The organism is Okeania sp. SIO2C2 (genome assembly GCF_010692625.1).
Taxonomy (GTDB): domain Bacteria; phylum Cyanobacteriota; class Cyanobacteriia; order Cyanobacteriales; family Microcoleaceae; genus Okeania; species Okeania hirsuta.
This window is the reverse complement of sequence record NZ_JAAHGM010000008.1, coordinates 218,084-232,569: the sequence shown is the minus strand read 5'-3', so window position 1 is coordinate 232,569 and position 14,486 is coordinate 218,084. Positions and strand designations below refer to the sequence as shown.

The 14,486-nt window shown below is 36.0% G+C and carries 9 protein-coding genes and 1 pseudogene; 3 read left to right on the top strand and 7 right to left on the bottom strand.

The features are described 5' to 3' along the window. Positions 1-296: 296 nt before the first annotated feature. Positions 297-2,672 (bottom strand): serine/threonine-protein kinase, encoded by a 2,376-nt coding sequence (locus F6K18_RS08835; protein WP_287520305.1) that lies wholly within the window; start codon positions 2,670-2,672, stop codon positions 297-299. Positions 2,673-2,987: 315 nt separating this feature from the next. Here F6K18_RS08835 and F6K18_RS08830 point away from each other — a divergent pair, with 315 nt between their 5' ends. After that, entirely contained in the window at positions 2,988-3,437 is a 450-nt protein-coding gene (locus F6K18_RS08830) for a hypothetical protein (RefSeq protein ID WP_287520169.1), read from the top strand. 1,050 nt (positions 3,438-4,487) lie between these two features. Here F6K18_RS08830 and F6K18_RS08825 read toward each other — a convergent pair. Next, positions 4,488-5,972 carry a DEAD/DEAH box helicase gene (locus F6K18_RS08825; protein WP_287520168.1) on the bottom strand — a complete coding sequence of 495 codons (1,485 nt, stop codon included), beginning with the start codon at positions 5,970-5,972 and terminating at the stop codon, positions 4,488-4,490. A gap of 126 nt (positions 5,973-6,098) precedes the next feature. Here F6K18_RS08825 and F6K18_RS08820 point away from each other — a divergent pair, with 126 nt between their 5' ends. Further along, positions 6,099-6,260 carry a hypothetical protein gene (locus F6K18_RS08820; RefSeq protein WP_287520167.1) on the top strand — a complete coding sequence of 54 codons (162 nt, stop codon included), beginning with the start codon at positions 6,099-6,101 and terminating at the stop codon, positions 6,258-6,260. Positions 6,261-6,561: 301 nt separating this feature from the next. Here the strand turns inward: F6K18_RS08820 and F6K18_RS08815 are convergent, their stop codons facing one another. From F6K18_RS08815 to F6K18_RS08800, 5 genes and pseudogenes are all read right to left on the bottom strand, one after another. Continuing rightward, the gene (locus F6K18_RS08815) at positions 6,562-6,822 is read right to left on the bottom strand and encodes a hypothetical protein (protein WP_375341304.1); all 261 of its coding nucleotides are present in this window, start codon (positions 6,820-6,822) and stop codon (positions 6,562-6,564) included. Positions 6,823-6,831: 9 nt separating this feature from the next. Beyond that, a pseudogene (locus F6K18_RS37270) lies at positions 6,832-6,885 on the bottom strand (hypothetical protein); the annotation flags it as partial. A gap of 679 nt (positions 6,886-7,564) precedes the next feature. Further along, complete coding sequence (gene rimO / locus F6K18_RS08810; RefSeq protein WP_287520165.1) at positions 7,565-8,896, bottom strand: 30S ribosomal protein S12 methylthiotransferase RimO; 1,332 nt, start codon at positions 8,894-8,896, stop codon at positions 7,565-7,567. A 435-nt stretch (positions 8,897-9,331) separates the two neighbouring features. Further along, complete coding sequence (locus tag F6K18_RS08805) at positions 9,332-10,333, bottom strand: OmpA family protein (RefSeq protein WP_287520164.1); 1,002 nt, start codon at positions 10,331-10,333, stop codon at positions 9,332-9,334. A 301-nt stretch (positions 10,334-10,634) separates the two neighbouring features. Further along, positions 10,635-10,775, bottom strand: coding sequence for a hypothetical protein (locus tag F6K18_RS08800; RefSeq protein WP_287520163.1), 141 nt, complete (start codon positions 10,773-10,775; stop codon positions 10,635-10,637). 969 nt (positions 10,776-11,744) lie between these two features. On the opposite strand from F6K18_RS08800, the gene F6K18_RS08795 reads away from it, so the two are divergent. Beyond that, a complete protein-coding gene (locus F6K18_RS08795) occupies positions 11,745-14,360 on the top strand; it encodes a dynamin family protein (RefSeq protein ID WP_287520162.1) in 2,616 nt (871 codons plus the stop codon). Positions 14,361-14,486 lie beyond the last annotated feature (126 nt).

Below are 14,486 nucleotides of genomic sequence, written 5' to 3'. Positions count from 1 at the left end.
AAATAACTATAGAAATCTTTGGATATAGCGTTTTTATCTGGGATGTTTAAGCCAAGTGCTGGAATAGGTATGGAGGAAATAGTAAAGGAGGGAAAACAGAATTAAACTAGCAAATATAAGGATGTAATGTACTGAATAAGCTCGGTTTTTTTATAATAAAAAATCTCAATCTATATTATGTCTCAAATAAAAACACTATATATCATTTTCTAGCTGAATACTCAAAGAAAAACCGACGCAATATTGTTTCCTTTTTTTCTTCCTTCTTCCTTATTATTTTTTCCTTACTTTAATTACTATCGTCGCCAAATTTTAATAGTTCTGTCTTTACTACCACTAGCAATACTATTACCATCAGGACTAAAAGTAACTGTATAAATCTCATCTTTATGCCCGGTCAAAGTACTAACTAATGCTCCTGTTTCTAAATCCCATATCTTAATATTATTATCCTTACTGCCACTAGCAATATATCGACCATCTTCGCTAATATCAACAGATACAACTTCAGCAGTATGACCAAGAATAGTTTTGATTAATTCTCCTGTTTTTAAGCTCCAAATTTTAATAGTATTATCGTAACTCCCACTAACTATTTTTTCCCCATCTGGACTAATATCAACAGACCTAATTACTCCTTCATGTCCAGTCAATGTATTAATTAATTCTCCAGTATATAAATCTTCAATTTTTATAGTTTTATCTGCACTACCACTAACCAATTTTCTGCCGTCCGGACTAATAGCAATAGAATAAACTACATCTGAGTGATCGGGGAAATTAAAAATTAAGAAACCTGTTTCTAAATCCCAAACTTTAACTGTTTTATCTCCACTAGCACTAGCAATTGTTTGATTATCAGAACTCATAGCAACTGACCAAACAGGTGCCCAATGTTCAAATACTCGAAATAATTCTCCTGTTTCCAAATTCCAGATCATTACTCTCCAATCATAAGTACCTGCCACTAATTTAGTACTATTATTATTCACAGCAACTGACCAAATTGGAGAATCATCTCCAGCTAATGTGTTGATAATTTTTCCTGTAGGAACTTCTAAAATTTTTACTGTTGTATCTCTACTTCCAGTAACTAAATTTTCGCCATTATCACTAAATGCAAGAGCGCCTATAGAAGCATTAAACCTAGACAAATCTTCAACTTGATAATTCTGCCAATTTAGACCTTGTTGACAATTTTGTAAAAGAGATTGAGCTTCAGCAAAAATGCTAGATTTTTCACCAATTAGAGTTCCTTGATTGATACATTCTTCATAGTTGCGCTCTCTTTCTAAATTTTTTACAAAATTCAATTTTGCCGATTCTTGTTCTTGCTGTTCTAATACTTGTTGTTGACGTAGTTGTAAATAATTTTGGAATTTAAGAGATCTATATATAGCAAAAATTATTACAATTAAGGTAGCGATAAATCCTAGAATTAACTGCCAATTCAAAGATGATTGTTTATTGTTATTGCTAAATATTTTTTTAAATTTAGTAAGTAGAGATTTTGGTAAAACTCTGTTTTCTATTAATTCTATATCTTCTTGAGTTAGTCCTAAAATTTGCTGTAGACGCTCTAACTCCTGGCGAGTTTCTTGACTAAAAGGATATTCTTCCTGAATCGCAGCTTTTAATGTTTCTTCATATCTTTCTCCTTTCATCCGATATTTACGGTAAGGATTTAATACTTCATCCTCAATTATTTCCGTTTCTTCCCGGGAGAGTTCTAAACTTTCTCTAAGTTCATCTAAAATTCTTCTCCCGACAATAGAAATATCTCCTCTATCGCTAGCTCGACGAATAACCTCTTCCCGATAAATTTCTTTATTATCTGTAGCGAAACTTGGAAACTCATTAATTTTTTTTAAATCTGCTATAACTTCTGCTGCTGACTGGTAACGTTCGTGAAAGTTATAGCGCACCATTTTATCTAAAATATCTGCTAGAGAAGTAGAACAATTTGTTAGGTATCGCCAAAAAATCTCTTTTTTTTCACCATTTTCATTATCCTTTAGTTTCGATAATTCGCTGCTAGGCAATCCCGTAATTGCCTGAATGCCAATCATTCCTAAAGCATAAATATCACTATTGAATTGGGGATTATATTCAAATTGTTCAATTGGCATATATTCCATTGTGCCAATCCTAGCTGTACGATTTTGCTGACCAATATTAATTTCTTTAACAGCTCCAAAATCAATTAATACTAATTGATTATCCGATTTTCTTCTAATTAAATTAGCAGGCTTAATATCTCGATGAATAACACTATTTTCATGCACAAATACTAAAATTTCTAATACTTCATTGAGAATTAAAATTACTTGTTTTTCAGATAGGGGTTTACCAGGTAATATTTCGTTGTCTAAAGATTGACCAGGAATAAAAGATTGAACTAGAAAAAACTCTCGATCTTCTTCAAAATATGCAAGTAGTTTAGGAATTCGATCATGTTGAGAAAGCTTTTCTAGTATCTGTGCTTCTTTTTGAAATCGATCGCGAACGATATTAATTAATCTTCGATCATAAATACTTGGTTGTAGATGCTTAATAAAACATTGTGCTTCTCCAGGACGACGAATATCTAAGGCCAGATAAGCATGGCCAATTTCCCCTGATTCAATAATTTTAATAATTTGATAGCGTCCATCTAAAATATTACCAATCATCATTATTGTGGTAGAGCCTTTTTTAGTTGATTATGGCATGAAACAATTTACTCATTTTGACATCTACAATTATAAAAAAAATAGTTTTAATTAAGAATATTTTCCTGATTCCAAAACTGAAAATTAGAAGTTTAATTGTAACCCTTAATCATTAATTGATAGAGATATGTTACTCCAGAACACAAATTAATTCTGATAAAAAGTGTAATATAGAAACCAAAATAATAATTTTGGCCACTCAAAACAAAAGCACAATTTTAACAGTGCTATCATAGACAGAAGCAAAGCTAAAATCAGGTATAGGGAGTTAAGTGGATGAGCCATGAAATAATAGCAATTAGGAGACCTGTTAGGCCAAAACAGCCTATTGAGCCAAATTCTCCAAAGGAGGCGCTTCACGAACAAATTGAGTCAAAAGTAGAAAAACCAAATCCAATAAAAAATAGCCCCTCATCAAGAACAGAAGGTACGAATGAAAGGCAATTAGGAAAACCAATAAGTAAATCAGAAAGACCCAAAAAACCAGGAAAACCAAAGCTAAAAGAATCTATCCAACAAGTCACCAATGCTAACGGGAAAGTTTTTAGTTCGGGAGATAAAATTTTAGTATCAGCACCCTGGAGTAGTATTGTAGAAGCTGAAATTACGGGTTTTTATAAAAGTCCTGGAGGTTCAATCTGGGCAATTTTTCTTCCCCAAGAATCTCTACCTAAGTGGAAGTGGGAAAAAGGTTGCATCCGAGCTGAATTATTAAAACAAGCATAATTAAGGCAAAAAAAATCTTAAATTCAGGATAATTTACCATCTAAAAAAAATCCTAAAAAATATAACAGGATGATTTGGGTTGTGTAGAAAATCTCCTGAATAAAACTAAGAGGAAACAGGGAAAAAATATCCTGAATAAAGGGAGGGGGGAGAGGATATATTTTAAACTTTTCTCCTGTTCCATAAATATTTAATCAAACTTGATATAACTGATACTAAATCTGATTTAGATAGGTTACTTGTTAAGGTAGTAAATATTTATCCAAATGGTATAATTCAAACAAATCAATTTCTTAAAGTGCTGAAAGTGTTAGTTTTTCAGGAGTTAATTCTTGAGCAAATTGGAAAACAAAATTTTCTTGCTGTTTAGTTTCTATTGTGTATTGAGGAGTTTCTCTGACCTTAGCGATCGCCTCACTATCAGTTCCGGTGCTCCCTACTCCCTCTCTTGGTGAGCGTTCCTTGCCTTGGTCGATTGGATATGGCGTTAGCGCAACGGATCTGCCAGAGCGGGTTTCCTCGCCATTTTACCCTACGGGAAGCTCCAAAGATCGACCGCTTGCGTCTGTCGCACCCCGCGGGGTCGCACCGCTGCTCCCTACTCCCTAAATTTTTGATTGTGGTTATTCAAACAGACATGATATAATAGTAAAAATCCTTAAAAAAATTTAGAGACGCGATCGCCCACATCTCTAAAATTACTATTCGACTATTTCACCCAGAATTGATATCCTCTCGACGTTGCGCTTAGGCGAAAACGTGGGATTCCTAACCATCACTGATTAGGTTTTTCTGTTCCCTCTTGCCTCCGGAGGAGAAGCTGCGCTAACAGAGGATCTGCCTCCGAGGTCTTTCCCTCTTTTTGGTCTTAAGGTTGCTCCACAATACGTCACCAATCCGATAGCTCCCCTATACACTGCTAGCCCAGCAGCCTCAATTTAAGTATTATAGCACATGGTTTGAAAAAAACCCAATATTGATTGGTTTTCCCATAGAATTATCCCGCCCTCAGGAGAGCGCGGGTATTCAACCAACGTTGAAATAAGTAACTTAATTATTGCGTGACACAGAAGCCTCTTCTACAAAATTGTCACCATCTCTCCTCTGATTTTTAGGAGAAGGTTTTTGATGACGAATCTTCGGTGAGCGTGGCTTTGGCTTTGGCTTCGGAGTTTCATAGACAGGGATTTCTTCCTCCTGAGCATAATCAGGCCCCATCCAAGCAGGACGAGTTTCATCATAAGCTATCTGTAAAGCTGCTGCAGCGACCGCGTGGGGGTCATACTCTTCACCCAACTGAGCAATTAATGGTAAGAAAGAAGCCATCCGTTCCCCACTCAGAGCATCTCGTACCTTATTCTGTAACTTCTGCAACTGTCGGGCCTCAATTTGAGACCGCTTAGGAATCGACCGAGTGTCCAAACGTTGACGCAGATGACGTTCTATCAACCGCAACTTTCGCTTATCTAAAGGATTAATCAACGAAATCGCTATACCTTCACGACCTGCACGACCTGTACGACCAATACGGTGAACATAATTTTCCACACTATCAGGTAAATCGTAGTTAATCACATGAGTTAAATGATCCACATCTAAACCACGAGCTGCAATATCAGTTGCCACTACCCAACGTACTTGCTGATTGCGGAAGCGACTTAGCAACCGTTCCCGTTGGGATTGATTCAAGTTACCATGATATTCATCAACACTATGACCTGCTGATTGTAATTGGTTTGTTAGTTCAGCAGCAGCTTGCCTTGTCCGCACAAATATCAAAGCTGCTTCTGGATCTTCGAGTTCTAAAACCGGCTGTAAGGCTTTGGCTTTCGACCAGCCACGAGGCACCATGTAAGCAATCTGAGTAATTCGCTTCGGAGTTGTCTTTTGTTGAGCAACTTTGACTGTTACTGGCGATCGCAAATACTTATTCACCAGTTTCTTCATTGACTGATCCATGGTAGCAGAGAAGAAAGCTGTTTGATGTTCAGTGGGTGCTGCATCCAGAATTCTTTCTACATCCTGAATAAAACCCATACTCAACATTTCGTCAGCTTCGTCTAAAACCATCATTTTCAAACTATCTAGTTTTAAACTATTGCGACTCAGCATATCCAGAATCCGTCCTGGCGTTCCAACTACGATATGAACACCTCTTTGAAGGCGCTGAATCTGACGTTCAATAGATTGACCGCCATAAACAGTTAAGACCTGTAATCGATGTTTCGTTGGACCCTTGTTATCCAAACCAGCAATTTGACGAATCGCTTCTGTAACTTGCAGCGCTAACTCACGAGTGGGAGTCAAAATCAAAGCTTGAACTGCCTTTGTCTCCAGCTCAATTCTCTCCAATATGGGTAACGAAAACGCTGCGGTTTTACCTGTTCCTGTTTGGGCTTGACCTACAATATCGGTTCCTGCCAGCAAATGAGGTATTGCTTGGATTTGAATCGGAGTAGGTTCAGTAAAACCAATTGTTTCCAGATGATTTACACGCTCTTGTGAAATTCCTAAATTTGCAAACGATAAATCCATTCATTCTCCTAAGTAAATTATTTTACATCTGGTTTTGTTACCCAACTTGGAGGCAGATTTATGCTCAACTATAGCTGCTTATCAGCCCTTGCTCACGATAAACCTGTAGTTATTTGGTAGGGCAGTATGCCTTTGCCAATCACAGTTTCTACTAACCTGATAGCATTAGAGTTAGTAGCTAACATTTCAGTAGTGTCTGTATGTTCTCAACGGCTAGGTTTTAACCTGAAGATCGACGACAGAATTAAAGGCAAAATGCCTGTTCCTTTTCTCCCTAGTTGGGTATAGTGAAGTACCTCTGCTTAGTCTGTGACTTAAATGAAGGTTTCGCGTCTCATCCACTGAACTCAGTGTCTCTGGTTTTTTCAACCTTTATTTCCTCAAAAGGACAATACGCGCAGCCACCCTGCTTCTCAAGGCGGATAAATTCTGATTTTTTTGTAGAGGCTTTCCGATTTTACAGGCAGACAAACGCAAACATTATAAGTTCTGTAGTTTGTCTGATTACCTGAACTACCGCTAGTAGATATAATAGAAAATTTATATTGTTTCTACGACCTTTTAAGTAGGTCAGGCAGGTTATCAACCACTACAATTTGACATCCTCCCGACGCTGACCTGACGGTACAGCGCTGGATTCCCTAGCATCACTGTTAGAGACTTTCTGTTTCTTAGCACCCGCCTTCCGAGATTTACTCCCACAAGGTCTTACAGTCGCTCCACAGACTGATACTGCGAGTCCCGCAGCCTTCGAGCGTGGGCGTTCCCTCTCTTGGTCAGCATTCCGCAAGCGAGCTGGCGTCGTCGCGGGGTCTGACCGCTTGCGTCTTACGCCGACGCGGTTTCCCATCCGCAAAATGTTGATCGAAACGTTTATGTCCCTGTCATGGTGACTACCACACTCTGGACAATCCCACTCTCTTTAGATAAAGATATAGAGATTACTACTGTCTCACACATATCAATCTCAGGAATTTTAAGCCCCTGCGATTAAGTCTCCTTTCGTCTCACTCCTAAACCTACGGCCATAGAGAGGAATTTCCTAGAGGGTCTGTTGAGAAAGGTTAGAGCCAATATTTGGCTATCGTTAAGCTGTTGTATATATCAAGTTTCCGTTGGACAAAGGAAGAAAAAATGACCTTAATTTTGAGGTTTTCCATGTCCCAGCGTATCTACCTACGTTACCGTAGGTATTTTATGATACTTAACAGCTCCCTTTGGGTAGCTCGTCTTTATCTTCATAATGATTAACATAATAACAAATGACTTAACATTTGCCACATTTATTACATATTTTCCTGGAATTAACTTAATTTTTTAGATTTTGTACATTGATGTAGAGGTTTTGGGACATTATACACTTTTTACAGAAGTTACTTAAAAGTGATACAGGCGTTACATATAAAGTCTGTAAAGCAATCAAAGTTAAGAAGAATTTCTGATGTATATATTGTAATATGTTAAAATTTTAAGTTGGGCAAGAAGTCTAGTATAGTTTATATCTTCATAAGTATCATTAAGTTGCAAGACTTTATGTGTCTAATGATGCTTTGGCAATCCCTAAAAATTTACCCTACACTTCAACTGAATGACTAATTGCTTGATTTACTCAAATCTACATAACCGTACAAATCGTAAACATCTGCATCTGTAATCATCGCTGGCACAATTGAACCCAAACGAGCTTTTCCTTGGAGATAAACAAGTCCATCCACTTCTGGAGAAAACCGTGGTGACCTACCAATCAACTCTCCTGTCTGAGGATTTTCCTGTTCAATCAGTACATCAACTACTTGTCCCACTGATTTTTGATTCTGTTTCCCAGATATAGGCTGCTGGACTTGCATAATTTCTTCTCTACGGGTGTCCATCACCGCTTTGGGTAACTGATTAGGCAAAGTATAGGCGGGTGTTCCTTCTTCTGGAGAAAAAGTAAATACCCCAACATGATCGAACTCGTGACGCTTGACAAATTTCACTAAATGTGCATGATGATCTTCCGTTTCACCAGGGAAGCCCACTATAAAGGTTGTCCGCAACACGGCATTGGGCATAGCTGCTTTTATTTTTTCGATTATATCATCATTAACCCGACCTTGCCAAGGTCTATTCATGGCCCGCAATATTTGGGGATGAGAATGTTGTAAAGGCAAGTCTAGATAGGGTAAAATATTGGGAGTTTCTTGGATGGCGGCTATTACTTTGGGAGTCAAACCTGTAGGATAGGCATAGTGCATTCTAATCCAGGGTATATCAACTTTTCCCAAAGCGCGGAGAAGTTCGGCAAGTTTGGGTTTGCCATAGATATCCACTCCATAGTTAGTGGTTATTTGGGAGATGAGGATGATTTCTCTTACCCCTTGCTGTGCGAGTTGTTGAGCTTCAGTGACAATAGATTCTATGGTGCGCGATCGCTGATTTCCTCGTAGATGAGGAATAATACAAAAAGCACAACGATAATCACAACCTTCTGCTATTCGCACATAAGCAACTCCTTCGGATGTGGTGCGGTAACGTGGGGTTGTTTCATCAGCAATATAGGTTGGTTGAGGGGAGACTTCTGTGACGCGATCGCCTTTTTCTACCCGTTGCATCACATCAACTATTTTATGATAATCACCAGTCCCCACAAGTGCTACTGCTTCTGGCAACTCTGCAAGTAATTCTTCTTGGAAGTGTTGCGCCATACAACCTGCGATGACTATTTTTTTGTTAGCTTCTGCTAATTCTACCAAAGTACGAACAGATTCTTCTCTGGCAGTTTGAATAAAACTACAGGTGTTAACGACTACATAATCTGCTAATTCTTCGTTAGCATCTACTTGATAACCCGCTTGTGCTAGTAAACCTATGATATGTTCGGTATCGATACGATTTTTTTCGCACCCTAAGTGAGAGAATGAAATGGTAGGTTTTGTAGACATCTATAAGTTAAGAGTTATTAATTTCGATTGGGAACAGTCCTTTAATATAGCATATTACCTAGAAGTAGGGGAGTAGGGGAGTAGGGAGAAGGGGAGTAGGGAGCAGGGGAGTAGGGGAGTAGTAAAAATAAGAATAGGCGTTGCTGATTCTGGGTATGATTTGATAATTTTGTATTTGTGATTTTTTATTTTGGATGGTTTGAACTACTTTTTAATATTAACTGTTCCCTGTTCCCTATAAACCTACTTTCATACTTTAATTCAGCAATGCTTAAGAATAATATACAATTTGACAAATGGTGCAGCAGACGATTATGGCAGAAAAATCACTCTTACAATTTTTCCGACTATCTCCTCTATAATTCCCATTTCTCCTGTCTCCTGTCTCCTGTCTCCTGTCTCCTACCCCTACTAAAAGACTTTTGAGCGCAAACCCTAATTAGCGGGTGTCAAAATAATTACTGTTCGCTGATTGACATCAGCAGCAGGATCGCTACCAGGGAGTGGTTGAGAAAATCCCATTCCTTTGCCAACAACCTGATATGGTAAATTCTGCTGTTTCAAATATTCGACTACTGCATTTGCTCGGTCTTGAGATATTTCTTGGTTTAACTGAGCACCACCGACCTGAGATGTATGACCTTCAACTCTAATCGTAACTTTATTAGGATCGTATTCTTTAATTTCTGAGATGAGACTATTTATAGTTTGCTCTGCTTGGGGAGATAATTCAAATTCATCAAATCCAAATTTTACTTGACCTAAAGTTTTGGCTTTACTCAAATTCTTGCCTTGTGGTTGAGATGTTGTAGATGTGTTAGTAGAGGTAGCAGCAGAAGTTTCGATTTCTGGCGATGATGTAGCAGTTGGTTGTGCAGTTTCAGCTCCAGAGGTAGTAGTAATACTAGTAGTAGGTGATACGGTCACGGATGGAGAAGTAGATACTGAGCTAGTAGTTGTTTCTGTTTCTGGGGTTTGTGTAGTTGTAGTTATAGACTCTGCTTCAGTGGTTTTTGTATCAGTTGTGAAAGGAGTTGGAGACTCTGCTTCTGTAATAGTTGTTTCTGTTTCTGGGGTTTGTGTAGTTATAGTTATAGACTCTGCTTCAGTGGTTTTTGTATCAGTTGTGATGAGAGTTGGAGACTCTGCTTGAGTTGTTTCTGTTTCTGTAGTTTCTGTAGTTTCTGTAGTTGTAGTTATAGACTCTGCTTCAGTGGTTGTTGTATCAGTTGTTTCAGTTTCTATTCTTTGTACTTGAGTAACTTCTGTTTGATCATCTACATCTTCAGTTTCAGTCAATTGAACATCAATAGTAGGTTTTTCAAAAGCTTTAGGAGTTGCAAATGCCCAAGCACAAATCATCATAAAGCCCATACATCCTGCTAAGATACTAGGACTTAAAGTTTGTTGGTGATGTATTTTTTTTTCAGTAGTCATATCTAAAGATATAGCTCCAAACTAGGTTTATCTGAAATAACTTCTATTAAACTAATATGATATTGATAGAATCAGCAACTGGCACAAAATCCCAAATCATTGAGATTCTTTTTCTTATTTATAGCAGTATTTTATGACAAAGGACATAAATCGTAAATTATTTTTTCTAAGTTCTTTATATCCTTTTAATATTACTATTTAATATTACTATATTCTCAAGAAATTGGATTTTAATTGAAAATTAAATATCTTAAAGAGACGTTCCGCCAGAACGTCTCTAGAAAACTTGTATTGTTGTTAACTAGCCAACTGTATAAGCGGTACTAAGTCCCCACAAAATAAGTAAGACTATTGCACCTAGAATCACAATCGCAGAAATGGCGATCGCGCTGGGAGTATCTGCTCCCTTAAATTTCATTATTCCACGGTCAAGGTCTGACATAATATTTATCTCCTAATTATGTTTTTGATTTTAGCTAAGATTTTCTGGAAATATGTCTATATTGCTACTATATTTTCTCCCATTTCTGTTTATGATTTGTCTCTAATATTAAAATAATAATAAAGATTGGCAATGGTCATATTTTAGGCCGTTTGTAAATTAGATAATTCTAGGATTTTGTCATCAGTGTTAATTAATTATTGACTGATATTAGACTTAAATTGTTTCCTAATCTAATCAGGGGTGTTAAAAAAAGGGAAAATACTTCAAAATCTGATAATTATTCTGGTAATTCTGAGCAGGTTAAAACTGAGGAGGAATCTGAGCAAATTAATGAAGTTTTACAGGTTTAAACAGCAGATTCTCAGCAGTTATCTCAAGATATTAGTTTGCTCAGGGATTTTTTATACTTATTTGTACGGTTCCCTTTACAATCCAAGGGCTTAATTTACTTTTTAAATGTTCGGGAAATTAAGAAGAATGGATTTTATGTTTTTTGAACGCAGCACATAAACAACCAGAATTAATGTTTATGATGATATTATTTATTCCAAGTATCACAGTTTCATTGTTTGTGATTTACTGGCTAATACTTCAGTTTATTAAAGCTCTGGCTTTGCTTAAGCAAAAGTTTCTTGAAATAGACTTCTCCGACATTAACTTTAATCCCTTGTAATACCTGGGCAAAAAATTAGTTTCCGGAGATGAATAATCCAGAAATAGGAAGGTAAAAAACATCAAAAAATTCCCGAAAAAAAATGGTCTAAATGTTAGGTATATTGCCAATAATAAATATATAAGCTAGAAATAAGAATTGTTTAGATATATCGGTTATGACAATATGTAGATAACGACTGTACAGATATCTACATTTATAATGATAGCTTTTTGTCGAATATCTTTACTCACTAATAACTTTGATTCAGATATAATAATAAGATCTCAATAAAATATTAAATATATATACCTATGGATACTGCAAAAATTAGCACCGAATCAGTAAAATTACTATCTATTATTACTGGCAATAAACTAAGCAAAAGAGATATTAATCCACCAGTATTGTTTCTGGCAAATTTAGTCATCATATTGATAGGTGTTATTTATGCAGATGGGAAAGTAGCAGAGGAAGAAAGAGCAAGATTAAAAATTACCCTCCATAAATTTATCCCGCCGAAAGGAAATATCTTGGAATTAACTAAGTTAATGATTAAAGGAGTATCAAAGCAACATATTTACAAAAAAATTGAGGCGATTTTGACATTAACTTATCCTCTGTCTCCTCCAGAAAAATTGTTATTAATTTGCTTTGGTTATGAGATGTCTGCTGCTGATGGAAATATTGATGTACGAGAAAAAAAATATTTGGAAATTATTAGTCGTAAGTTAGGCATTAAAACCAAATATTTGCAGGTATTAGAAGCAGGATTTACTCATCAAGAAAATTTCGCCCATAAGGCAATGGAGGAAGTGGCATATTTACTCAACCCAGCACGTTTCCATCAGTTAGATAATATTTTTGTCAAAGCTGCTAGTGAAATGCTAAATTCACTCTTACCCAACTACAATCAAAATCAAAACAAAAAAAATCAGCCTCAACAAACTGTTGTTTATCAAAGATTAAAAGAGTTTCAAAAATATAAACAACAATTGCATAATCTTTGCTCCGAAATTTATCAAATAGTTACAGTATCAACTGAGAGAGATTTACTGCCCGATACTTTAATATCTGAAGTAAATAAAATATTAAAAAAATTACAATCCCAAAAATTCCGAGTTGCAGTGGTTGGAGAATTTAGTCAAGGTAAATCAACCTTATTAAATGCTTTGTTAGGAGAAGAAATTCAACCAGTCAGAGAAATTCCTTGCAGTGGCACAGTTACAGTTTTAAAATATGGCGAACAAAAGCGGGTAATTTGTCGTGATAAAAATGGTAATGAGATAGAAATTTCTTTAGCAGAATATCAGGAAAAATCTACTATTTCAGAATCAGCAGCTTTAGGAGATATTAGTCAAGAATTAGCACAGTCGGAGATAGAATCAATATTTTTTGAACATCCAGATTTAGAGTTATGTAAAAGTGGCGTAGAAATTGTTGATTCTCCTGGTTTAAATGAACATCCAGACCGTAAAACTATTACTCAAAGATTAATAAAAGATACGGATGCTGTGATTTTTGTAACTAATGCTTCTCGTTCATTAACTCAAGGGGAACGAGAGTTACTTCAAAGTTTGAAATTGCAGTTAAATGGAAATCAAATTAATTTACCTGCAGATAATTTATTTGTATTGGTGAATTTTCTAGATTTGGTCAGGAGTGAAAAAGATCGTCAGCAAATTAGAAGGAGTTTAGAAAATTTTGTCTTTGGTGAAAAACCGATTATTGCAGATGAAAGTCGTTTACATTTTATTTCTGCTAAAGCTGCTTTAGATGCAACTTTAGAGGATAAAGAAAATGAATATTTGACATATTTTTATAATTTCACAAATTCCATAGAAAATTTTCTTACTGTTGAGCGAGGTGTTGTGGCAATTCAGCAATTTGTGATGAAGATTAATAGTTTAATTTCTGAGGCAATAAAAGGATTAGAACAAGCAGAAAAAGTTTTAGATGGTAAGGTGTATTTACCAGAAGAGGCAAAACAGAAAATATTGGAAAAAATAGGGGAAGCTAGTGAAGGGGATGTGAAAATTTTATCAACTACTGAAAAACTGAAAGATAAGAGTATTAAAAAAGCGGCTGAAGCATGGGATAAATGGACAGAAGAATTGAGCGATCGCTTATCTGAAAAAATTAATGAATGGGATTCAGAACATTCACCTCTTTGGGATAAGGAAAAAGTTATCAAGGATTATGCTGAAGGATTTACAAGTTCTCTTTCTACAGAATTAGAAAACTGGGGGAATACAGAAGTAAAAAAAATTGTGGTGAATAATTTACAGATTTTAAGTAAAGAAGTTTGCCAAAATTTAGAGGTTGTTAGAATGAATTTACAAGAGGTTGATGAGCAAATAAATTCTAATTTGAATGAGCAATTTAATTTGGCAATTGAAAATATTAAAGCAGATGGATTAGATATAAATTCTGTAATTAAATTAGAGGAGTATGATGATAATGGAGGTGGTTTATGGGAAGGATTACAATTAGGTGGTCTGACGGCAGGCGCATTATTTATGTTTACAGGATTGGGAATTTTACCTATTATTATAGCTGGGGGAGCTGTGGCTTTGATTAGCTCATTTTTTGGTATTGGTGGTGATAAAGAAAAGGCAGATATGAAAATTAAACAACAAGTTTATAATCTGGGTTTTCAAAAGTTTCAGGAATCTTCTGAAGAAATACTTGATAAGGTTTGTGACAATATTGCTGAAGTTTTCTATACTCAGTTTAAATCTGTAAGTACGGTAATTGAACAGGCAATTTTGCTTTACGAAAATCTCTTAGAACAACAAGATAAAGCTCACATAGAAACTCAGTCACAACTACAAGTTAAAAAAGCATTTATATCCACTAAACAACAGCAACTTAAACAAGTACAAAACCGACTTGAAATAATCTTAACTCAAATTAGTGGGAGTAAATAATACCATTGTTCCAAAACTTTTCTACATTTTGTTGAGTAGGGGAGTAGGGGAGTAGAGGAGTAGGGGAGAAGCAAACTTAACGAAGTCAGAAGTCAGAAGTCAGAAGTTATTTTTGTAACGGGAATT

Excerpts from the sequence above, each read along its gene's own strand:
- F6K18_RS08815 (WP_375341304.1), bottom strand. The coding sequence starts at position 6,822 with ATGGGAAACCGCGTCGGCGTAAGACGCAAGCGGTCAGACCCCGCGACG.
- F6K18_RS08805 (WP_287520164.1), bottom strand. The coding sequence starts at position 10,333 with ATGACTACTGAAAAAAAAATACATCACCAACAAACTTTAAGTCCTAGT.
- F6K18_RS08820 (WP_287520167.1), top strand. The coding sequence starts at position 6,099 with ATGCCTTTGCCAATCACAGTTTCTACTAACCTGATAGCATTAGAGTTA.
- rimO (WP_287520165.1), bottom strand. The coding sequence starts at position 8,896 with ATGTCTACAAAACCTACCATTTCATTCTCTCACTTAGGGTGCGAAAAA.
- F6K18_RS08830 (WP_287520169.1), top strand. The coding sequence starts at position 2,988 with ATGAGCCATGAAATAATAGCAATTAGGAGACCTGTTAGGCCAAAACAG.
- F6K18_RS08795 (WP_287520162.1), top strand. The coding sequence starts at position 11,745 with ATGGATACTGCAAAAATTAGCACCGAATCAGTAAAATTACTATCTATT.
- F6K18_RS08825 (WP_287520168.1), bottom strand. The coding sequence starts at position 5,972 with ATGGATTTATCGTTTGCAAATTTAGGAATTTCACAAGAGCGTGTAAAT.
- F6K18_RS08800 (WP_287520163.1), bottom strand. The coding sequence starts at position 10,775 with ATGTCAGACCTTGACCGTGGAATAATGAAATTTAAGGGAGCAGATACT.
- F6K18_RS08835 (WP_287520305.1), bottom strand. The coding sequence starts at position 2,672 with ATGATTGGTAATATTTTAGATGGACGCTATCAAATTATTAAAATTATT.